The 21283-nt window shown below is 64.3% G+C and carries 19 protein-coding genes and 1 pseudogene; 5 read left to right on the forward strand and 15 right to left on the reverse strand.

Features of this window, described 5'->3' with window-relative positions; translation table 11 throughout:
• The first annotated feature begins 73 nt into the window (after nt 1-73).
• Complete coding sequence (locus tag SE91_RS17665) at nt 74-1549, forward strand: FAD-binding oxidoreductase (protein WP_061851182.1); 1476 nt, start codon at nt 74-76, stop codon at nt 1547-1549.
• A gap of 7 nt (nt 1550-1556) precedes the next feature.
• On the opposite strand, the gene SE91_RS17670 is transcribed toward SE91_RS17665, so the two are convergent.
• From SE91_RS17670 to SE91_RS17695, 6 genes are all read right to left on the reverse strand, one after another.
• A complete protein-coding gene (locus tag SE91_RS17670; protein ID WP_082813918.1) occupies nt 1557-2210 on the reverse strand; it encodes a TadE/TadG family type IV pilus assembly protein in 654 nt (217 codons plus the stop codon).
• The gene (locus SE91_RS17675) at nt 2210-2761 is read right to left on the reverse strand and encodes a TadE/TadG family type IV pilus assembly protein (RefSeq protein ID WP_061848484.1); all 552 of its coding nucleotides are present in this window, start codon (nt 2759-2761) and stop codon (nt 2210-2212) included. The genes SE91_RS17670 and SE91_RS17675 overlap by 1 nt, the downstream gene beginning before the upstream one ends.
• Before the next feature lie 12 nt (nt 2762-2773).
• Nucleotides 2774-4183 (reverse strand): TadE/TadG family type IV pilus assembly protein, encoded by a 1410-nt coding sequence (locus tag SE91_RS17680; RefSeq protein WP_060737684.1) that lies wholly within the window; start codon nt 4181-4183, stop codon nt 2774-2776.
• Between the two features lie 355 nt (nt 4184-4538).
• A complete protein-coding gene (locus SE91_RS17685; RefSeq protein WP_008552311.1) occupies nt 4539-6233 on the reverse strand; it encodes a GMC family oxidoreductase in 1695 nt (564 codons plus the stop codon).
• A 109-nt stretch (nt 6234-6342) separates the two neighbouring features.
• Entirely contained in the window at nt 6343-7902 is a 1560-nt protein-coding gene (locus tag SE91_RS17690; protein ID WP_060735801.1) for an acyl-CoA carboxylase subunit beta, read from the reverse strand.
• Nucleotides 7832-8806: an IclR family transcriptional regulator gene (locus SE91_RS17695; RefSeq protein WP_061848485.1), complete on the reverse strand. Its 975-nt coding sequence runs from the start codon at nt 8804-8806 to the stop codon at nt 7832-7834. The genes SE91_RS17690 and SE91_RS17695 overlap by 71 nt, the downstream gene beginning before the upstream one ends.
• Before the next feature lie 94 nt (nt 8807-8900).
• On the opposite strand from SE91_RS17695, the gene SE91_RS17700 reads away from it, so the two are divergent.
• The 4 genes from SE91_RS17700 (at nt 8901) to glsA (ending at nt 14537) form a co-directional block, all read left to right on the forward strand.
• Nucleotides 8901-9122, forward strand: a complete 222-nt coding sequence (locus tag SE91_RS17700; protein WP_008552338.1) for an acyl-CoA carboxylase biotin carboxyl carrier protein subunit — start codon at nt 8901-8903, stop codon at nt 9120-9122.
• Nucleotides 9123-9289: 167 nt separating this feature from the next.
• On the forward strand, nt 9290-10456 hold the full coding sequence (locus tag SE91_RS17705) for a TAXI family TRAP transporter solute-binding subunit (RefSeq protein ID WP_060737683.1): 1167 nt from the start codon (nt 9290-9292) through the stop codon (nt 10454-10456).
• Nucleotides 10457-10595: 139 nt separating this feature from the next.
• Nucleotides 10596-12668, forward strand: coding sequence for a TRAP transporter permease (locus SE91_RS17710; RefSeq protein ID WP_061848486.1), 2073 nt, complete (start codon nt 10596-10598; stop codon nt 12666-12668).
• Nucleotides 12669-12689: 21 nt separating this feature from the next.
• The gene (gene glsA, locus SE91_RS17715) at nt 12690-14537 is read left to right on the forward strand and encodes a glutaminase A (RefSeq protein ID WP_061848487.1); all 1848 of its coding nucleotides are present in this window, start codon (nt 12690-12692) and stop codon (nt 14535-14537) included.
• Between the two features lie 157 nt (nt 14538-14694).
• Here glsA and SE91_RS17720 read toward each other — a convergent pair whose 3' ends face one another.
• From SE91_RS17720 to SE91_RS17760, 9 genes and pseudogenes are all read right to left on the reverse strand, one after another.
• Nucleotides 14695-14997, reverse strand: coding sequence for a nucleoside triphosphate pyrophosphohydrolase family protein (locus tag SE91_RS17720; protein WP_008552344.1), 303 nt, complete (start codon nt 14995-14997; stop codon nt 14695-14697).
• A gap of 25 nt (nt 14998-15022) precedes the next feature.
• Nucleotides 15023-15550 (reverse strand): carboxymuconolactone decarboxylase family protein, encoded by a 528-nt coding sequence (locus SE91_RS17725; RefSeq protein WP_061848488.1) that lies wholly within the window; start codon nt 15548-15550, stop codon nt 15023-15025.
• 483 nt (nt 15551-16033) lie between these two features.
• Complete coding sequence (locus SE91_RS17730) at nt 16034-16393, reverse strand: Zn-ribbon domain-containing OB-fold protein (protein WP_061848489.1); 360 nt, start codon at nt 16391-16393, stop codon at nt 16034-16036.
• Nucleotides 16390-17526 carry a thiolase family protein gene (locus SE91_RS17735; protein WP_061848490.1) on the reverse strand — a complete coding sequence of 379 codons (1137 nt, stop codon included), beginning with the start codon at nt 17524-17526 and terminating at the stop codon, nt 16390-16392. The genes SE91_RS17730 and SE91_RS17735 overlap by 4 nt, the downstream gene beginning before the upstream one ends.
• A gap of 141 nt (nt 17527-17667) precedes the next feature.
• A pseudogene (locus SE91_RS17740) lies at nt 17668-17907 on the reverse strand (CoA transferase); the annotation flags it as partial.
• Nucleotides 17908-18032: 125 nt separating this feature from the next.
• On the reverse strand, nt 18033-18239 hold the full coding sequence (locus SE91_RS17745) for a hypothetical protein (RefSeq protein ID WP_008552364.1): 207 nt from the start codon (nt 18237-18239) through the stop codon (nt 18033-18035).
• A 141-nt stretch (nt 18240-18380) separates the two neighbouring features.
• On the reverse strand, nt 18381-19550 hold the full coding sequence (locus tag SE91_RS17750; protein ID WP_061848492.1) for an acetyl-CoA acetyltransferase: 1170 nt from the start codon (nt 19548-19550) through the stop codon (nt 18381-18383).
• A 60-nt stretch (nt 19551-19610) separates the two neighbouring features.
• Nucleotides 19611-20261, reverse strand: coding sequence for a bifunctional 4-hydroxy-2-oxoglutarate aldolase/2-dehydro-3-deoxy-phosphogluconate aldolase (gene eda / locus SE91_RS17755; protein WP_008552369.1), 651 nt, complete (start codon nt 20259-20261; stop codon nt 19611-19613).
• Between the two features lie 25 nt (nt 20262-20286).
• On the reverse strand, nt 20287-21273 hold the full coding sequence (locus SE91_RS17760) for a sugar kinase (RefSeq protein WP_061848493.1): 987 nt from the start codon (nt 21271-21273) through the stop codon (nt 20287-20289).
• Nucleotides 21274-21283: the final 10 nt, after the last annotated feature.

The raw sequence follows: 21283 nt of genomic DNA on the forward strand, positions 1-21283 counted from the left end.
TCGCCGCAAACGTGGACAATGTCCTGAGCACGTCACGTGCGCAGTGCACACCAAGATGCGCCAGAGGAAACACATGCCGGCTGCCCTCCCGTCCTCAGCCCCCCTCATCCCGACCGTTCCCTTGAGCGCCGAGATGCGCGATGCGTTGCGCGCGATCGTGGGCGAGAAAGGCATGATCGAGGACGAGCACGGCAAGCAGCCGTTCGTGACGGATTGGCGGGGATTGCTGGTCGGCGGTGCCGGAGCTGTCGTGCGTCCTGGCAGCACGGAAGAAGCGTCGAGAGTAGTCCGGCTTTGCCATGAGCACGGCATCGCCATCGTGCCGCAGGGCGGCAACACCGGCCTGATGGGCGGGGCGACGCCCTGGCCCGCGCATACCGGCATCGTGTTGTCGCTGGGCCGCATGAATCGCGTGCTGGAGGTCGATCCCGTCGGCTATTCGATGACGGTCGAGGCCGGCTGCGTCTTGCAGACACTCCAGGAGACTGCAGCCAGTCACGACAGGTTCCTGCCGCTCAGCCTCGGCGCCCAGGGCTCCTGCATGATCGGGGGCAATCTGTCGACGAACGCTGGCGGCGTGCAGGTGCTGCGTTATGGCAATGCGCGCAACCTCGTCCTGGGGCTTGAGGTCGTCCTGCCCAATGGCGATGTCTGGGACGGGTTGCGTGCGCTCAAGAAGGACAACACCGGCTACGACCTCAAGCACCTCTTCATGGGCGCCGAAGGCACGCTGGGCGTCATCACCAAAGCCGTGCTCAAGCTATGGCCGGCGCCGAAGGATGTCAGCACCGCGTGGCTGGCGATCCGTGATCCCCGCGCGGCCCTGGAGATCCTGTCCGAAGCGCATGCGGCGTCCGAGGACAATGTCGGCTCCTGCGAGCTGATGAGCCGCGCTGCCATCGACATGGTGCTGCGCCACATTCCCGGCACCCAGGATCCGCTGACAGCGGACACGCCATGGTATCTCCTGCTGGAATGGTCGTCTGCGCGGCCACGCCGGGATGGGGCCGAGGGCATGTCCGAGAAGCTGGAGCAGTTCCTCGCCGATCAGCTCGAGGCCGGCCGCGTGCTCGATGCCGCGATCGCACAAACGGTCAGCCACTCGCGCAACATGTGGCGCATCCGCGAAGGCGTCGCCGAGGCCTCGCGGGCCGAGGGGCCGGGACTGAGCTACGATGTCTCGGTCGCGATCTCAAAAATCCCTGTCTTCATCGACAAGGGACTTGCGGCCGTGCGCGACATTCTCCCGACCATCCGCCCCTACCCCCTTGGACACATCGGCGACGGCAATCTGCACTTCTCGTTCATGGGGCCGGCGGGCATGGATCAGCAGACCCTGGCCCAATACAAGGGCGCTATCACGCGCGCCGTGAACGACCTCCTCACCTCCATGGGCGGCTCGATCTCGGCGGAGCACGGCATCGGCATCGACAAGCTCGACGAGCTCAGCCACTATCGTTCGAAGACGGAACTCGACATCATGCGCACCATCAAGCGCGCGCTCGATCCGCAGAACATCATGAATCCCGGCAAGGTGTTGCGGTTGTAACCTGGGATCAACAGGTCTTCTGCTGCAAGTGCTGGACGCAGGTGCAGGTGGAGGTCGCCGGATACTTCACGTCGTAATAAGGAAAGCTCGAGGTGGCCGGTCCGTTCGTCGAGCAGCGCGGGAATAAATAGTAGCTGTCCGACAGCTTTACGGTCCCGGCGATGGTGAAGCCCAGATTTGGCGTATAGTCGTAGGACACCTCGCTCAGAACCAGCGAGATATTGGCGTTGCTGGTGCCGCTTGGCCCTGTGAAGTTCGACAAGGTCATCTGTTGACCGACGGCTCGCGCCCCGGAGGAGCTCGTGGATTTGCTCCATTGCACGGTTGCTTTGCCGCTGCTGTCGGTCGACACGCCCGAGACCGTGATCGTCATCAAGGAGGTGCTACCGCTCTTGATCGGATAAGGAGCCATGATGGCGCTCGACGCCGCGAGAATGCCTTCCATCTGAGACGTGGTGACAGCCGTGTTCTGCGTGATCATGTCGGCGACGCTGTGCGCGGTCGAGCTGACCTTGACGTTCATGGCCAGGCCGTTGCCGAGCTCGACGCCACCGACATAGAGCACCAGCATGAACGGCACCACCATGGCGAACTCCGTCGCTGCGACGGCGCGGTTATCGGCGAACAAGTGCCGAGCGCGAGACGATAGGGCGGACATCATCATGATGGCTCGTTCTGGAACGCGGCGGTCGACATGATCAGCCGATTGCCATTGCTGAGGTTCGAGAGGTTAAAACCGAGCGGCCCGAGGACGACCGGCCACTCATACATGACGCGGAGCACAACGATATCGCCGCGGTCGCCGTAGTTGTACTGCCAGGTATTGCTGACCTTGCCCGAGCCATCGTAGGTCAGGCTGGGCATTCCCGTGTTCGCCGAGGTCCACGAAGTCGCAACCTGCATATCGACCATCAAGCCGTTGCAATTGAACAGGATCACGATCTGGTCGCAAACCTTCTGCTTGAAAACGGCCTGGCTCATCTGCGCAGATCGAACCTGCCCTGTCATGACGAGGCGACCCGACTGGCGCACGACGGATTCGAGCATCTGCTGGGCAAAGAAGACCAGGAACGTCTGGATCAGCGCGATGATGAGCGCGAGGAACGGCGCAGCGACCAGCGCGAACTCCACGGCCGTCGCGCCCCTGCTGTCCCGCGCAAAGGCGGCGCAGCGGTCGCGGCGTCTCTTGGTCGTTGCGGCGTGGCCGATCATGTCGCGTGTTCTCTACTTCACAAGGCTGGCCGTGCTGGATGCGACCTTGAGGAACAGGTCCGTCAGCGCCGCGGAGATGTCGCCGCCGGTCTGGACGCTCTTGTACAGACCCGGCGAAGCACATGATTGCAGCCGTTGCGCGATCTGGCCCGTGGATGAGGACGGATTGTTGAACTGCGCGATACGGCTGTTGTACCAGCCATCGGTCGGCAACTGCAGATACTCGGTGTAGAGCACCGCGATGCGAATGCCCCGGTTCTTAATCGTCGTGCAGGCCGCTGCATTGAGCGGCTGCTGGCATCGCACTTGCGTGCTGCCGACCGTCGGAAGTGGATAGGTGGCGTTCGGATCGCAGCTTGCTGACTTCAGGATCAGCTTGTCTTCGACCCCGTCGGTTACAAGGAACACCACCTCCTGCGGCGTGTCGCCAGACTGATTTGTGCCGCCGCCTGGCGCGGGCATGATGTTGTTCACGCTCGTCAACCCGCCGGCAATGTCCGAGCCGTAGTCGGTAGAACATTGGTTGATGATCACGCAGTTCTGGTGATCCACCGGCATGAGCTTAATGTTGCCGATCTGCGTGCCCGCGGTCGTCGGTGTCGTCAGCGTCTGGACCGTGTTCAATTTATAATCGAAAGTGTAGATGGCGGCCTTGTATGTCGTGTTGTTGAGCGCGGCCATGCATTGCATGACACCGCCCGAAACACCCGACTGGGGACACGTCCAGGGCCCCACGATCAACTGCTTGACGGCATTGGTCACGAGATCGATGCGCAGCGTGATGTTGTTGGCGCGCGCGACGGTGAGATTGTCCTTGTTCGATGAGCTCGGGTTCTGGTTGTTGGGATGAACCTCATGGCAGGCGAACGCACAGTTCCTCGCGTAAGCCGGCTGACTGCTCGTCGCCGTGATCATGCTGTTGATGTCAGCCTGCGTTGCCCCAAGCGCCATCGACGGAGACACGTCCAACAGCAAATAGAAGTTCATGTTGGGCGCGCTGGACGCCTGCGCCGTGGCGGAGCCGTTGACTTGCCAGGTCTGCTTGCCGAGAACGCCGGGAAAATTGTTGATGGACTGCGCGGTGTAGGCAACCGTGATCGTCCGTGCGAGACCGGAATCGGTGACCGTGACCGTGGGCGTTGGCACCGACGACAGGCCGGGAAGGTTCGCCTTCGTGGCGAACACGGCTTCCGCGGTCGCCTTGACGACGGCCGTGTCGGTCTGCGTCAGCATCGAGGGCCGCACGGCTGCGATTGCGGCGGCATCAGCGGCGGCGTCCAATTGCTCGCGCTTGCGCAAGGCAAGCGTGTAGTCGAGCGTCATGCCCAGAAGAAAGATGATCGGCACCATCATGAGCGCGAAGATAATGGCGACGTTGGCCTTCCGATCTCTCGCGAAATGACGCACTACGCGGCGGAGCATGACCTTCATCCTGATTGCCGGCTTTGCGGCAAAAACACTTCCTGAAATCTCAAGACGCTAAGGGGGCGCAGCTGTCCCGCTGCCGATCCTCCGCGCATCGCAAACCGGAATATGGATATGGCCTTCTTAATCAACGCTTACGGCCACCAGACAAACATGGACCGCAGCGAGGTGCGATCTATCGTATTGAGAAGGCATCATTAACGTCGCCTAAAGGCGATCGCAGAGACTCCGGTAAGGACGAACCCGTCACAGGCCGGGATGCCTGGCTGCCTGTCCTAACTTGAGACACCATGGCTCGAGCTACGGAGGCCCGCAGCTGCGCTCGATACCGGAGGTTTACCCCGCTTGCGCCTTACTGCATCGCAGCCGCGATCTTTTCCGCTGACATCAGGACCGGGAAGTTGGTGTTGGCGCAGGGCACCACCGGGAAGATCGAGGCATCGACGACACGCAGGCCCTGCACACCCTTGACGCGGCCCTGGCTATCGACCACCGCCATGGGATCGTCGGCCCGGCCCATGCGGCACGAGCACGAGGCATGCCACACGCCGATGGTTGCCTTGCGCACGAAGGCCTCCAGCGCCTCGTCGTCGTTCAGCACCTGGTCGAAGGTGAAGCCTTCGACCACGAAATTGTCGATCATGTAGTGACGCAACGCTGCCGGTCCGTCCATCAACGTTGCGGCGATCTTGGTCAGGATCTTGTTCCTGGTGTTGACGACGCCGATCTTGCGGACGCGATCGGTATAGGCGGCCGGAAACGGCTTGTCCGTCACCTTCCTGACGACCTCACTCATCTGCACGGCGGCCATCTTGCGGAAGCCGCTCATCAGCCGATCGAGGTCGCGGCGGTCGGACAGCAGGTTGAACTCGACGATCGGCTCGGCTGCGGGATCGCGCGAGGCGAGCTTGACCTGCCCGGTCTCGGAATAAGTCTTGTTGACGAAGGTAAGGAGCGAGCCGATCTGCGCGCCGACCGCGTGCCAGGCCGATTTGCTGATGACGACGACGAACATGTCGCCCTTCGGTACATCAGGCAGCCCGGAGGAATAACGCAGGCCGAGTTGCATGTGACGCCTGGTGTGCTCGTTCATGCGCGCGTCGCGTCGGACGAAGGACGACAGCGAGATCGAGGGATGATCCATCAGGCGCTGGCCGACGCCCGGAAGCCCCATCAGCACGGGAATGCCCAAATCCTTGAGATGACCGACCGGCCCGATGCCGGCCCGCAAGAGATGCGCCGGCGAATGGATCGCGCCGCTCGAGAGGATGATCTCGCGGCCGCGGAATTCCTGCTCGCGCCCGTCGACCATTGCCTTCACGCCGACGCATTGCGTGCCCTCGAACAGCAGCTCGCGGACTTGCGTGTTGGTGGAGATCGTGAGGTTGGCCCGCTTGCGCGTGTCGCGGTCGAGATAGCCCATCGCGGCCGAGACGCGCTGCTCGGCCTGGTTGGAATGCGTCACCGGGAAATAGCCGTCGACGAACTCACCGTTCTGGTCGGGCACGAACTGGTGGCCGGCCTGCTGGAAGGCTTGCGCGAACGCTTCCGAATGCCGCGTCCAGTGCTCCCGCGGGATGCGGCGGACCGGGATCCGGCCGTCCTTGCCGTGGTACGGCCCGTCGAAATCGAGATCGCGCTCGACCTTCTTGAAGAAGGGCAGCACGTCGGCCCAACTCCAGCCCTCGGCGCCGCGCGCCTGCCACTCGTCGTAATCGGTCGGCGCGCCGCGATTGGCCATCTGGCCGTTGATCGAGGAGCCGCCGCCGAGCACCCGCGCCTGCTCGTATTTGCGCAAGGGCGGACGTCCCTCGTTCGGATTGTTGTGGCTGACGATCTGGGTGGTGACCTTGAGCTCGGTCCAGTGGAAGCGCGGATCGAAATAGGCCGTGCCCGGATAGCTGTCCCTGATCTCGGCCGGCTCGTTGCCGGGTGGCGTGTCCTGTCCGGCTTCGCACAACAGGACCTTGTTGGTGCTCTTTGCAGAGAGCCTGTGGGCCAGCACGGACCCTGCCGAGCCGCCGCCCACGATGATGAAGTCAAACACGATTGGCGCGTCCTCTTGTTCTTATCCGGGGAACGTAGCGCGTTCTTGTTTCGCGGTCACGCCATTGCGGTCGCGACAAGATCGTCGCAGCCGCGATGATGGCTGAACATCACGGCCTAATGGAAAAATTCTCGGGCGGGCCGGCCTTGCGCAGCGGCTCGGCGAGGCGCGCGAACTCGCACAGCAGCGACCGCGTCTTCCTGGGGTCGATGATCTCTTCGACCCAGAATTTTTCGGCCGAGCGGAACGGCGAGCGCAGCTTGTTGAGGCGCTCCTCGATCTCCCTGAGCTTGGCAGCCTTGTCCTCGGCCGCGTCGATGTCGGCGCGGTAGGCAGCTTCAATGCCGCCTTCCAGCGGCAGCGAGCCCCAATAGGCGGACGGCCAGGCGTAGCGGATCGAGAAGCGGTCGGCCGGCTGATGCACGACGCCGGCGACGCCGAAGGCGTTGCGCAGGATCACTGTGCACCAGGGCACGGTGGTCTGGTTCACCGCGGCCATGGCACGGACGCCGTGGCGGATGGTGGCGGCTTTCTCCGCATCGAGGCCGATCATGAAGCCGGGGCAGTCCATGAGATAGACGACCGGCAGATGGAAGGTTTCGGCGAAATCGACCCAGCGCACCACCTTCTGGCACGCATCGGCCGTCCAGGACCCGCCGTAGTGGAAGCTGTCGCTGGCGAGCACCATCACCGCCCTGCCCTCGAGCCGCGCGAGGCCGACAATGATCGGCTTGCCGAAGTTCTTGGCGACCTCGAAGAACGAGCCCTTGTCGACGACGGACTCGATGATGGGCCGCATCTTGTAGACCTGCTTGCGGTTGCGCGGCACCGCGCTCAACAGTGCTTCGTCACCGCGCTCCGGATCGTCCCTGCACGGCAGGGTCGGCGGCAGCTCGTAGACTGACGACGGCAGATAAGACAGGAAACGCCGCGCGCAGGCGAACGCTTCTTCTTCCGTGTCGACGGCATGATCGACCGCGCCGGCGCGGGTCTGGATGTCGGCGCCGCCGAGCTCTTCCTTCGAAAGATCCTGCCCCAGCGCCTTCACCACTGGAGGCCCCGCGACGAACATCGCGGACTTCCTCGTCATGATGGAATAGTGGCTGGCGGCCAGACGCGCGGCACCCAAGCCCGCCACCGAGCCGAGGCCGAGTGCCACGACCGGCACGCGCGACAAATTCTCCGTCGTGAAGCGATACCAGCGCGTGCCGCCGATGCCGCCGGGCAGGTTCGCCGCGCCCTTGGTCTCGATGGTCTTGACCGAGCCGCCGCCGCCGGAGCCTTCGATGATGCGGACGATGGGCAGGCGGAAGTCGTGCGCCATCTCCTCCGCCATCAGCGGCTTTGCGGAAATGGATGCATCGGCCGAGCCGCCGCGCACGGTGAAATCATCGCCGACCACGACAATCGTGCGACCGTCGACGCGCGCCCGGCCGAACACGCAGTTGGCCGGTGTCAGCTTCTTCAGCTCGCCGCTGGAATCGTACTCACCGATGCCGGAGACGGCACCGATCTCGTGAAAGCTTCCCTTGTCGATCAGTCCGTCGATGCGCTCCCGAACAGTCAGCCGGCCCTGGTCATGTTGTCGCTTGACCTTGTCAACGCCGCCCATCTCCCGCGCGAAGGCTTCGCGCCGGGCGAGCTCGTCGAGTTCCGGCTTCCAGTTCATTCACTCCCTCCGAATTGATCGGCTTGTTATTGTTGTGCACGGCGATTGCGACCGGCTTACGCGAGATACGGTTGTTGAAGACGTCGCCCTCGGCGCCTTCCATCAGACTGCCGAGCGAGCGACCGAGCGTGAGCATCAGCGGCGCGACTTCGTCATGCAGGCGCTGTTCGTCATACATCGCCGAGAGCAGGCCGATCGTGATGACCACGAAGGTCTGATATTGCGGCGACCAGATCGGCACCGCGAGCCCGTTGATGTGCGGGCTCCACAAGCCGCAGGCCACGACATAGCCGCGCTCGCGCAGCGACTGCCGGTTGGCCTCGATGCGGGGCTTGAGGATCTTCGCGGCCTCGGGGGCCTCCCGCTCCATGTCGGCGATGAAGGCGTCGCCGATCTCAGGCGCCAGCGCGGCGGTGTAGGCTGCGCCTGCCGCGGTCGAGGCCATCGAGATGCGGCTGCCGGTGCCCTCGTGCAGGCCGAGCGCGCTCGCCGAGCGCGCAAACTGGAGATAGACGAGATGGAAACGATCGGGCACGACGAAGCCGACCGTGCCAGGAAGCTGGTCGGCAACCTCCTGCAGCCGCTGGCGGATCATGCTGCGCAGCTGCGCGCCCTTCATCATCGAGGCGCTCATTGCCACCGCGCTCGGGCCGATACGATATTTTTGATCGCGCGGCAGATAGACGAGCTGGCCCATGCGGGTCAGCGTGTGCGTGAGCCGCGACACCGTCGAGCGCGGCAGACCGCAGCGATTTGAGATCTCGAGATTGCCGAGTCGCGCCTCGTGGCCCTCGAAACATCGCAACACGTCGAACGCGCGCGACACCACCTGAATGACATCACCCTCACCGGCATCGCCAGCGAGCGCGCCTTGCCTACTCAACCGCTCCGATCGTCGTCCCATGTTCCCTACCGTTTGTTCCGCTCTGCGGAATTAAATTCCACTTGCAGACGACGCTACCTCAGGCATTTTGCGACGACAACAAAAAGGCGATGGCATGCCAGAAATTAAGATCGTCACGGAGATCGCGGGCCGGATCTGCGCAACTCCCGTGCAAGTTGGAGGAACCGTCGCGGATGGCGATGAGATTGTGGTAGTCGAAGCGATGAAGATGGAGATACCGGTGCCCTCGCCCGCGAGCGGCACGATCACATCGCTTCTGGTGAAGCTCGACGACGTCGTTGCGGAGGGACAGACCATCGCGATCGTCGCGAGTTGACTGCATGATCCGCTGATTCCGCGACATTCTGTCAGCGCCGTTTCTGCATTCGCGGTCCGGCGTTGCCATCGCTCGATCGCAGTGACATGATCTGCTGCAAACAAAACGTTGTTTCAAACAAAGAACGAAATTCTTCGCGGCAAACGCGAGGATCGATGGAGGGAAACATGCTTCGTGGGCTGCTCGTGCTCGCGCCTGCCTTGGTGGCGGGCATTTCTTTTGTGTCTACTCGCTACGCGTCCGCCGAGGATCTCAAGTTGCCGGCGACGTTGACGTTCACCGCTTATGACACCGGCACCGCCGGCTTCAACATCGCGGTCGGCGTCGGCAAGATGATGAAGGACAAATACGGCACCGATGTGCGCGTGCTCCCCGCGGGCAACGACGTCGCACGCCTCGCGCCGCTGCGTGCCAAGCGCGCGGTCTCGTCCGCGATGGGATCAGGCACCTATTTCGCGCAGGAGGGCGTGTTCGAGTTCGGATCGAAGGAATGGGGACCGCAGCCGCTCCAGATCCTGCTCTCGTCCGTCGACTGCAATTGCGGCTCGCTCGGCGTTGCCGCCGACACCGGAGTGAAGGAGCTGAAAGACCTCAAGGGCAAGCGCGTCGGCTTCGTGGTCGGCTCGCCTGCGCTGAACCAGAACTCGCTCGCGGTGCTGGCTTTCGCAGGCCTCACGCAGAAGGACGTCAAGGCCGTCGAGTTCGCCAGCTACGGCGCGATGTGGAAAGGGCTGATCAACAACGATGTCGACGCCGCCTTCGGCACCACCATCACCGGCCCGGCCAAGGAAGCGGAGACCTCGCCGCGCGGCCTGATCTGGCCGCCGCTGCCCGCCAAGGACAAGGAAGGCTGGGCGCGGATGCAGAAGGTCGGCTCGTTCTTCTTCCCGCAGCTTGCGACCTGCGGCGCCGGCATCACACCGCAGAAGCCGGTGGAGCTCGGCAACTACCCCTACCCGATCTTCGTCACCTATGCATCGCAACCGGCTGACCAGATCTATGCGATCACCAAGTCGATGATCGTGAACTACGATGCCTACAAGGACTCAGCGCCCGGCGCCGGCGGCCTCGGCGCCGACCGCCAGACCAAGAACTGGGTGGTGCCGGTGCATCCCGGCGCGGTGAAGGCGCTGAAGGAAGCCGGCCATTGGAGCGACGCGCAGGAGGCGCACAACAACAAACTGATCAAGCGCCAGGAGGTGCTCGGCGCGGCGTGGACGGACTATGGCAAGTCGAATCCGCCGTCCGACGACAAGGCGTTCGTCGACGGCTGGATGAAGGCGCGCGCCGCGGCGCTTGCCAAGGCCGACATGCCGAACGGGTTCGAGGAATAGACGAATGGCGTCACGCTAGGCGCTAAGAGGCAAGTGCGCAACCTCTCCCGCACGCGGGAGAGGTTGAGCCCGCGGCGCGAGCGTTCGACCAATAGTCATTAGCCTAATCTGCTTTCAGTAGCCCACCAGCGGGGTCGCTATGTCTTCTTCCACTTCCACCGCCCCGCAAGACGCGACCAAGCGAGTCGTGTTCGACGATCCTCACGGCGCCGCCGGCAACATGCAGGAGGCGGAAGTCACGCGCGTGCGCACGTTGCGCGGCACCTGGCGCTGGACGCTTGTGGTCGCGACGGCCGCGACCATCCTGCTCTGCATCAACCAGCAATTCTCGCTGCGCTTCTTCGTCGGCTACACCCAGCTCAACACGGAGTATTTCTATCTCCTGATCGCGTTGATGCTGCCCTTCACCTTCCTGATCTTTCCGGGCGCTGAACGCGCCCCGCTCGACCGGATTCCCTGGTACGACCTCGTCCTGTTCGTGGCGACATTCGCTGCGGCCATCATGCTGATGTCGAACGTGCGCAAGGCCGCTGAGGCCGGCTGGGAATTCGGCGGCGCGCCGCCCCCCGTGATCGCCGCGGGCCTCGTGATGTGGGCGATGCTGATGGAGGCGCTGCGCCGCACCGGCGGCTGGAGCCTGCTCCTGAGCGTGATGCCCTTCACCGTCTATCCGCTGTTCGCCGAGGCCAGCTGGCTCGGGCCGTTCCGCGGCACGCAATCGACGCTGGAACAGGCGACCGCCTATCACGTGCTTTCCGGCGAAAGCCTGCTCGGCATTCCCATCCAGGCCTTTGCCGACACCGTGATCGGCTTCCTGGTGTTCGGAACCGCACTGATGATGACGGGCGCCGGCAAATTCTTCATCAATCTCTCCTTCGCGATGTGCGGCACCTTCCGCGGCGGTGCCGCGAAGGTCTGCATCTTTGCCAGCGGTCTGCTCGGCATGATGTCGGGCTCGATCATCTCCAACGTGCTCACCGCGGGCACCATGACCATCCCCGTGATGAAGAAGAGCGGCTTCCGCGCCTCCTATGCCGCCGCCATCGAGGCCTGCGCCTCTACAGGCGCGGTGCTGGCGCCGCCGGTGATGGGCGCGACCGCCTTCGTGATCGCACAGTTCCTCAACGTCAGCTACGCGGAAGTCGCGCTCGCCGCCATCATCCCGGCCGCGCTCTACTACGTCGGCCTGTTCATGCAGGTCGACACCTACGCCGCGCGTCACGGGCTGAAGGGCATCCCGCGCGCCGACCTGCCGCGGGTCATGGATACGATCAAGGACGGCTGGTACTACGTATTCGTCATCGCGCTCCTGATCGTGATGCTGCTTTATTTCAAACGCGAGAGCCACGCTCCATTCTACGCCACCGCGCTGCTGCTGGTCCTCAACCAGCTCTTCTCCAAGGACACGCGCTGGACGTTCGCGACGATCGGAAAATTCCTGGAGGTCAACGGCCGCACCTTCGTCGAGCTGGTCGGCATCCTCGCCGGCTGCGGCCTTCTGATCGGCGCGTTCTCGATGACCGGCGTGGTCTCGAGCCTTGCCAATGACCTGCTGCACATCGCGGGCGACAATGCCTTCCTGCTGCTCGGCATGTGCGCCCTCACCAGCCTCATTCTCGGCCTCGGGTTGACGACGACGGCCTGCTACATCTTCCTCGCCATCCTGGTCGCTCCCGCGCTGGAGAAGCTCGGGCTCAACCGCATGGCCGTGCACATGTTCATCTTCTATTGGGGCATGCTGTCGTCGATCACGCCGCCGGTCGCGATCGCCTCGTTCGCCGCAGCAGGCATCGCCGGCTCGCCGGCGATGAAGACCGGCTGGGAATCGATGTGGGTTGGCAGCATCATCTATTTCATCCCGTTCTTCTTCGTGCTCAATCCGGCGCTGGTGCTGCAGGGGCCGAGCCCCTATTTCGCCGGCCTCGGCCTGATGGGTCTCGCCGCGTTCGGCACGCTGTTCATCTGCGGCGGCATCCAGGGCTACCAGCCTTTCGTCGGCGACTTGCGCGGCACCGGTGCCCTGGAATGGCCGATCCGCGTGCTCCTGGTGATCGGCGGCTTCGTGGTGGCGACGCCGGGCGGCGGGATCATGCCGCTGTCGCAGCTGCAGGTCACGCTGCTCGGCCTTGCGATCCTCCTGCCCACGGTCTTGCTCGCCCTGCTCCTGGTTCGCCGGCAGAGCATAGTTCCGGACGGGTTGCGCGCACCCTGATTGCGTTGCACAAGTGGGGCGATGAAGCCGTCATCGCCCGCCACCTCCGCCTGGACCCGCTCGAGACCGCCTTTGCTGCGGTTTCTGGACAATTGCCTCAATGAATTCTCGGCCGAGATCTCGGGCAGCGTCGCCGGCTACATTCCCGAGCTGAGCAAGGCGGACCCTGCCTATTTCGGCATCAGCCTCGCGACGCTCGACGGCCATGTCTACGAAGTCGGAGACAGCCGAGTGCCCTTCACCATCCAGTCGATGTCCAAGCCCTTCGTGTTCGGGCTGGCGCTGGACCTTCTGGGTGCAGGGAAGGTCGAAAGCGCCATCGGCGTCGAGCCCTCTGGCGATCCCTTCAACTCGATCCGGCTCAATTCCGACAACCATCCGTTCAACCCGATGGTCAATGCCGGCGCGATCGCCTGCACCGGGCTCATCTATGACAGCAAAGGCGCGGGCGCTTTCGAGCAGATCCGTCTCGCGCTCAGCCGCTTTGCCGGACGCGACCTCGCCGTTGACGAGGCCGTCTACACATCCGAAAGCCAGACCGGCGACCGCAACCGCGCGATCGGCTATCTGCTCAAGACCAATGCCGTGATCTCCGACAATGTCGCCGGCGTCCTCGACGTCTATTTCCGGCAATGCGCGGTGCTGGTCACCGCACGCGACATCGCGGTGATGGCGGCGACGCTCGCCAATCGCGGCATCAATCCGGTAACGGGCGAGCAGGTGCTGACGCCGTACGCGATCTCCCGCACGCTCTCAGTCATGACCTCGTCGGGCATGTACGACTATGCCGGCGAATGGATCTACCGGATCGGCCTTCCCGCCAAGAGCGGCGTCGGCGGCGGCATCCTCGCCGCGCTCCCTGCCCGGCTCGGGCTCGGCAGCTACTCGCCGAGGCTGGACAAGCACGGCAACAGCGTGCGCGGCATCAAGGTCTGCGAGGCACTGTCCTCGCACTACGATCTGCACATGCTCAACCGCAGCGACGACGCGCGCAACGCGGTTATAGCGGACTATGACATCGGCAAGAGCCCGTCCCGCCGCGTGCGCCGGCCACAAGAGCGCGAGATCCTGGCCGCGCACGAGCAGGAGGTGCGGATCATCGAGCTGGTCGGCACGCTGTCGCTTTCCGCCGTCGACTATGTCTCACGACGGCTCGCGGGCCGGCCGCGCCCGCAATTCGTGATCTTCGATCTGCACCGCGTCACCTCGACCACGCGCGCCGGCGCGCGGCTCGTCGCCGAGGCCTTCGAAGAGCTGGCGGCGCTGAACGTCACCGTCGTGATCTCAGGCATCCGGCGCGCCTCCAAGGAATGGGACAGCTTGCGGGAATGGACAGCGGAGCTGAAGAACGTCCGCGATTTCTACCTGCTGGATACCGCGATCGAATGGACGGAGGACCAGATCGTCTACCGCTATGGCGGCTCGATCGACTTCCACGAGACCACCGAGCTTGCCGAGCAGCCGCTGCTCGCCGGGCTGAGCGAGGACGAGCTGTCCGATCTCGCAGCGCTCTGCACGATCAGGAGCTATCCCTCCGGCGCGAAGATCGTGACGACTGGCGATGCCGCCGATACCGTGTTCTTCCTCCGAAGCGGCGCGGTCCATGTCACGCTGCCCGACGGCGTCAGGCTGGCAACGCTCACCGCCGGCATGGCCTTCGGTGAGATGGCACTGCTGGAGGCAACGCGCTCCGCCGACGTGTTTGCCGACATGGCGGCGACCGTGTTCGAGGTGCCGCTCAAGGACTTCGAGCGCTTCCGCGAACAGCACCCGCGCGCCAGCGAGCGCATCATGCGCAATCTGGCGCAGCTGTTGGCCGACCGCCTGATCGTCGCCAACGCAAAGGTGGATATTCTGACGTCGACCTGAACGCACGCCTCGTCCTTCGAGACGACCGCTGCGCGGTCTCCTCAGGATGAGGCTAAGCGGCACTGCGGCTGGTTGAAAACTGTTGCCGCGCACTCGGTCCTCATCCTGAGGGCCCGCCAACGGCGGGCGTCTCGAAGGATGGCTACACAGAAATGCATCAGCGGCTCGCGGCCTCGCCCAACCGTCGCTTGATCTTGGCCGCGCTGGCCTCGAGCAGTTCGGACGGCTTCCGGCCGGTCGCGGCGCACAGGCAGGCCCAGTAGTAGATGACGTCGCCGAGCTCATCGACCAGACCTGCCTTGTCGAGCCAATCATCGCGCAGCAGTTTCTTGATGTGATCGGCGACCTCGCCGGCTTCGCTGGCGAGGCCGAGCCCGAGATAGGACAGCCGCTCGTTGGACGGATGCTCTTCGACTTTCGCAATGGTTGCGGCCCAGGCCGCGTAGTCATCGATCGTCATCGGCATCCCTCGCCGCTCTTGTCGATCAGCCCACCACTTCCGTGACCGGCTGAAGATCAATCTCGAAGGTTTCCAGGAATTTCGACGTCATGATGTAGAAGCCGACCGAGAGCTGAAGCTCGACCAGCGCGGCCGGCGTCAGCTTCGATGCGATCGCCTTGAAGGTGGCGTTCGTCGGTTTGTTCAATTTCACGATCTCGTCGGTGAAGGCGAGCGCGGCGCGCTGCGTCTCGTCAAAACACTTGGCAGCTTGCCAGTTCTCGAGCGCCTCGTTCTGCTCGTCGGTGACGCCGACATTCTTGCCGATGCGCCTGTGCGCGACGATCTCGTATGGCGCCTCACACAAGATCCCCGTACGGGTAATCGCGAGCTCCCGCACGATCGGATCGAGCTCGCCCTTATGGCGGATGGCGCCGCCCAGGCGGCAGTACTGCTCGAAGTAACTCGGCGAGTGCGCCATCATACGGAAAATGTTGGCATTACGGTTCTTGTCGAGGATTTCGCGGGTGCGGTCGGAGGCCTTGGACGGGTCGCTGTACTGAATGCGGGCCATGATTTTCCTGAAGTTTTCCCTGAATTTTTGACGCTTTTTGTCGCCATCGGCGAGGGGTCTCTGAAACTCTATTCTTGCACCGACGCAGGAGCAACATCATCGAGTCAAATTGCCGCCGCATTGCTGATCGACCCTGACACAGTCGATATTCGCCGCGTGGGGACAGTTCGCGGTGAGTACTCGCAAGTGGGGTGTTCCGAGTAAAAACAATTGGCCGTCCTTGCGCTTCACCGCGCAACGATGAGTCACGCCCAAGTCTAGGGAGAAAAAGGCATGAAGGAAGCCATCAAGGGGGCGGCCTCGGGAGCGCTCGCGCACATGCTGGCGGTGACGGCGATGCTCGTCATCGCCAGCATCTTGTTCTACGGGCGTTAGTAAGCGTTCTCAGAGTTTTCGTCATTCCGGGGTGGCTCTCGCACAAGCCAGGCCCAGAATACCCGTTCCAGGTTCGGTCGTAAGACCGCCCCCGAATGACGAATCCCTTTACGTGCCCTTCGCGAAGAACGGCACGAGCTTCCCGGCAAACGGCTTGAAGCTCGCACTGACCGAATCGCCGATGGCGAGGTCATTCGCGCCGTGGGCCATCATGCGAAACCCCTCAGCACAATCGACCAGCAGGATGTTGTAGGGCACGTGCGCACGCGTCTCCGGCGTGGCGGCGCGGCAGACAAGCGACGTCGCGTACACCCTGCCCTGGCCGCTGGCGCGAGCTTCGGACAGATCGGACGCGCCGCAGGCAGAGCAGAAGGCGCGGTGAAAATACTGCACATGGCCGCAGGCGGCGCAGGTCTGATAGGTGATGGCCGGCTCGCCCTTGGTCCAGTCCGCCAGTTGCTCGCTCATCGCACCCGCTCCAGGAACATGCTGACATGCGACGACAGCACACCGCCGTCCCCGTGCAGCAGTACGATCGAGGCGTCGCGCACCTGTCGATTCGCAGCCCGCCCCGTCATCTGCAAATGCGCCTCAACCAGATGCGCCATGGCGCCGCCGACGCCGCAATGGCCGTAGCTGAGCAGGCCGCCATGGGTGTTGAGCGGCATCGCGCCGTCACGGCTGAAATGGCCCGATCGGACGCGGGCTGCGGCCTCGCCGCGGCCGGCAAGGCCCAGGTCTTCCAGCAGCATCGCCAGGGTGATGGTGAAACTGTCGTAGATGGCGGCGTAGCGCACGTCGGAGATCGCAAGGCCCGTGGCATCCCTGGCGCGCGCAACGGAGATCTCGGCGCCAAGTTCGCTGAGTACGGGCGCGGCCGTGACGTGCTGATGGGTGTGGGCCTGGGCGCAGCCGCGGATGCGCACGCCCGTCTCGCCGGTCCGCTCACGGCTGATGACGAATGCCGCGCCGCCGTCGGACACCGGGCAGCAGTCGAGCAATTTCAGCGGCATCGCCACCGGCTTCGAGGCCATGACGTCGGCCACCGTGATGGGTTCGTGGAATTGCGCGCCGGGATGGGTGCAGGCGTGCGCGCGCATCAGCACCGCGAATTCAGCGAGGTCTTCTTGGGTCACCCCATATTCGTGCATGTACCTGTTGGCAACGAGCCCGTAATAGGCGGGAATGGTCGGTCCGAGCGGCACCTCGTAATCGGGATGGCCGACCTGCGCCAGCGCCTGGATCGAGGCATCGCGGCTCTGCCCGGTGAGACGGTTCTCGCCGGCGACGACGAGCACGTTGCGCGCGACGCCTGTATCGACGAGGTGATGGGCAAGCATGGTCATCGCGAGACCCGTCGCACCGCCGACCTGCACCGCGTGGGCGTAGGCGGGACGGATGCCGAAATGCTCGGCGAAGACGGTGGCCAGCATGATGTGCGGCGAGACGGTGGAGTATCCGCAGAGGATGCCGTCGATGTCCGAGCGTTTCAGCCCGGCATCGTCGAGCGCGGCTTGGGCGGCCTTGCTCATCAGGTCGAGCGAGGATGAGCCTTCGTGCTTGCCGAACGGCGTGAGGCCGACGCCGGTGATGAAGCTCATCTCTTTACCTCTCCGCTGTCATTCCGGGGCGCGACGAAGTCGCGAGCCCGGAATCCATAACCACCCTCGGGAGTATGGATTCCGGGCTCGCGCCCCAAGAGGGCGCGCCCCGGAATGACGGATGAGAGAATCTTTGCCATTGCTCTCGCGTCCCGCGGGCTTCTTCAGGTCGAGGCAGATCGAGCGCTTGCTGCGGTTGGTGTTGAGGAACACCGGGCCCATGCCGGCATGCCGCGTCGGGCCGATCAGCCGGGTGACGTCGCCGTCCAGCGATTCCACCTTGATGATGTCGGCGCCGTAATCGCCGAGCATCTGGGTCGCATAGGGTCCCATCAGCACGGTGGTCATGTCGACGACCTTGATGCCTTTCAGCGGCCCCATCTTTCGCTCCCGATTGCGCAGGGCCGAAGCGCCCTCGCGGTTTCGATCCAGCTAACGGCAGCGCCGCCGCCCGCGCAAGGGCGAGCGGCGTATGGCGGCATGCGTCGCTCGGCGATATCGCGGAGCTATTTCTTCTGGCGGGATTCGCGGATCTTGATGAGACGGTCGAGCTCGTCGTTCTGCTGGCTGATGCGGTCTGCGATCCGCGACTCGTTCTGCTCGCCGGACGCGGCCGCGGCCTGCTCGATGAGCTGGCGGATATTGTCCTCGAGAATCGCGATGCGATCGTTGAGGGCGTCCATCGACAGCGAGGCTTCGTAGTCAGTGCTCATGATGCAGTTCCCGCAAATCAATCAGGAGCGTCAAGGTGGGCAAAACGAACCATGCCCACCTTGATCTAGCGCAAAAGCCGCGGGGTGGATTTGCCGAAGGCGTCGTCCACCGCGTCTATCTCCCGCGGAGACAGACCAAGCCTACTTCAACGGCTCAAGCACGGAGACATAGTTGGCGACCGCCGCGCCGCCCATGTTGAAGATGCCGCCGAGCTTTGCGTTCTTGAGCTGCATTCCCTCGGGGGCCTGCCCGGCAAGCTGCATCGCGGTCATCACATGCATGGAGACGCCGGTAGCGCCGATCGGATGGCCCTTGGCCTTCAGGCCGCCCGACGGATTGACCGGCAGCTTGCCGTCCTTGAGCGTCCAGCCCTCCTTGATGGCGCGGGCGCCCTGCCCCTTCGGCGTCAGGCCCATGGCTTCGTACTCGATCAGCTCGGCGACCGTGAAGCAGTCATGGGTCTCGACGAAGGAGAGATCGGACAGGGTGACACCCGCCTGCTCCAGCGCGCGCTGCCAGGCGACCGTGCAGCCCTCGAACTGGAGGATGTCACGCTTGCTCATCGGCAGGAAGTCCTGGGCGTGCGCGGTGGCGCGGAAGCCGATCGACTTGCTCATGGTCTTGGCAGTCTCGGCATCGGCCAGCACCAGCGCCGCGGCGCCGTCGGAGACCAGGGAGCAGTCGGTTCGCTTCAGGGGACCGGCGACGAAGGGGTTCTTCTCGCTCTCGGCGCGGCAGAAGTCGAAGCCAAAATCCTTGCGCATCTGAGCGAAGGGGTTGGCGACGCCGTTCTTATGGTTCTTGGCTGCGATCAGCGCCAGCGCGTCGGATTGGTCGCCGTATTTCTGGAAATAAGAGCTGGCGATCTTGCCGAACACGCCAGCGAAGCCGCCGACCGTGTCGCCGTCCTCGGGCAGGTAGGACGCCTTGAGCAGGTTCTTGCCGATCTCCGGACCGGGGGTGCGCGTCATCTGCTCGACGCCGACGACCAGCACGATCTTGGCCGCGCCTGCGGCAATCGCGCGCAGGCCCTGGTGCACGGCGGCAGAGCCCGTGGCGCAGGCGTTCTCGACGCGGGTCGCCGGCTTGAAGCGCAGCTTCGGGTCGGCCTGGAGCACCAGCGACGCCGTGAAATCCTGGGGCGAGAAGCCGGCGTTGAAATGGCCGAGCACGATCTCGTCGACGTCGGAGGCGGAAATGCCGGCGTCGGCCAGCGCCTCGTTGGCGACGCGGGTGACGAGACTTTCGACGGTTTCGGTGTCGAACTTGCCGAACGGCGTATGCGCCCATCCGACGATGCTGGCGGTCATGGTCTTTTCTCCCTGGCGGTCTCTTCCTGACCTAAGTCTTAGCCCAGGGATGGCAAGACTTCACGCGGCTTTCAGCGCCTTGAGGGCCCGCTCGCAGATGGCAGTTATGCCGGCCCAGTTCCCGGCCCTGATCTCGGCCGTCGGGCACAGCCAGGAACCGCCGACCGCGACCACATTTGGCTCGGCGAGCCAGCTCGCTGCATTGGTCTCTCCGACCCCGCCGGTCGGGCAGAACCGCACATGGGGGAACGGGCCACCAAGGGAGCGCAGGCCCTTGATGCCGCCGGCCTGCTCGGCCGGGAAGAATTTTGCGACGTCGAAACCGTGCGACAGCGCCAGCATCAGCTCGGAGGCGGTCGCGATGCCAGGCGCAAACGGCAGGGAGCTGTGGGCGGCGGCCTTGAGGAGGTCGGGGGTGAGGCCGGGGCTGATCCCAAAGGCAACGCCGAGCTTCTCGACGCGGGTGAAGTCGGCCGGATTGAGGATCGTGCCGATACCGACGACCGCCTCGGGCACCTCGGCCATCATCGCCCTCGCCGCCTCGATCGCGACGGGGGTGCGCATCGTCACCTCCAGCGTGCGGACGCCGCCGGCGACCAGCGCACGTGCCAGCGGCACGGCATCCTGGATCCGCTCGATGGTGAGAACGGGAATGACGGTCGCGGCTTTGAACAGCGCGACTAGGTGGTTTTGTTGGGCAGCCGTTGGCATAGGTCTCTATTTCAGTTGGTCTCGTTTACTTGGGGGCCTGGCGAGAGGCCGCCGGCCGATGCCGCTTCTTCGGCGGCATGGCATAGCCCGGAATAATGGCGCCGGGATAGCAGATCACGAGGCTGGCGAGGCGATGCCCGGCCTGGGCCGCCTCGACCGGCTCGGCGCCGCCGAGCCGAGCCGCGATATAGGCCGCGGCAAAGCTGTCGCCGGCCGCTGTGGTATCCACCACCGGCTTGGTCATGGGCTCGGCGCGAACTTCGCTAGTGCCGCCGGGGAAGCGCAAGAGGCTTACCGGTTCAGTGAGGCGGAACACCAGCTCAGGCGTGGGGATGCGCCCCATCAACTGCTCGTGGCTCTCGCCGGGATAGAGCGCGAGCAGATCCTCGGTCGAAGTCAGCACAATATCGGCAGCCGCGAAGGCCGCAGCGAACACCTCGCGCGCGATATCGCGGTCCGGCCAGCCGCGTGCGCGGAAATTGGTGTCGAACACGAAGCGGGTGCCGAGCAGGCGCGCGCGCTTGATCGCCGCGAACAGACGCTCGCGTCCGGGCGCATCGTAGATCGAGAGCGTGATCGCGGATAGATAGACGATGTCGTAGCTCATCAGCGAATTGAGGAGCTCATCCGTCTCGGGCAGGCTCATCAGCTGCCGCGCCGCCGCGCTGTCGCGCCAGTGGAAGAACTGGCGCTCGCCCTTGGCATCCGTCTGGATCATGTAGAGACCGGGCAGCTTGCCCGGCAGGCGTACAACGCGCCGCGTGCCGACACCCTCGGCGTTCCAGGCCGCGATCATCTCATCGCTGAGGGCATCGTCGCCGAGCGCGGTGAGATAATCGACCTTGACCTCGAGCCGCGCCAGATAGACGGCGGTGTTGAGGGTGTCGCCGCCGAAGCCGCGCGAGTACAGGCCGCCGCCCTGCCCCTGCCCGGCAGACGCGCCGGAGGAATGTCCCCCTTGGGCCTGCCGGAGCTCGACCATGCATTCGCCGATGCAAGCAACGCTCGCCATCACTTGGCTC

Source organism: Bradyrhizobium sp. DOA1 (assembly GCF_001593325.1).
Taxonomy (GTDB): Bacteria; Pseudomonadota; Alphaproteobacteria; order Rhizobiales; family Xanthobacteraceae; genus Bradyrhizobium.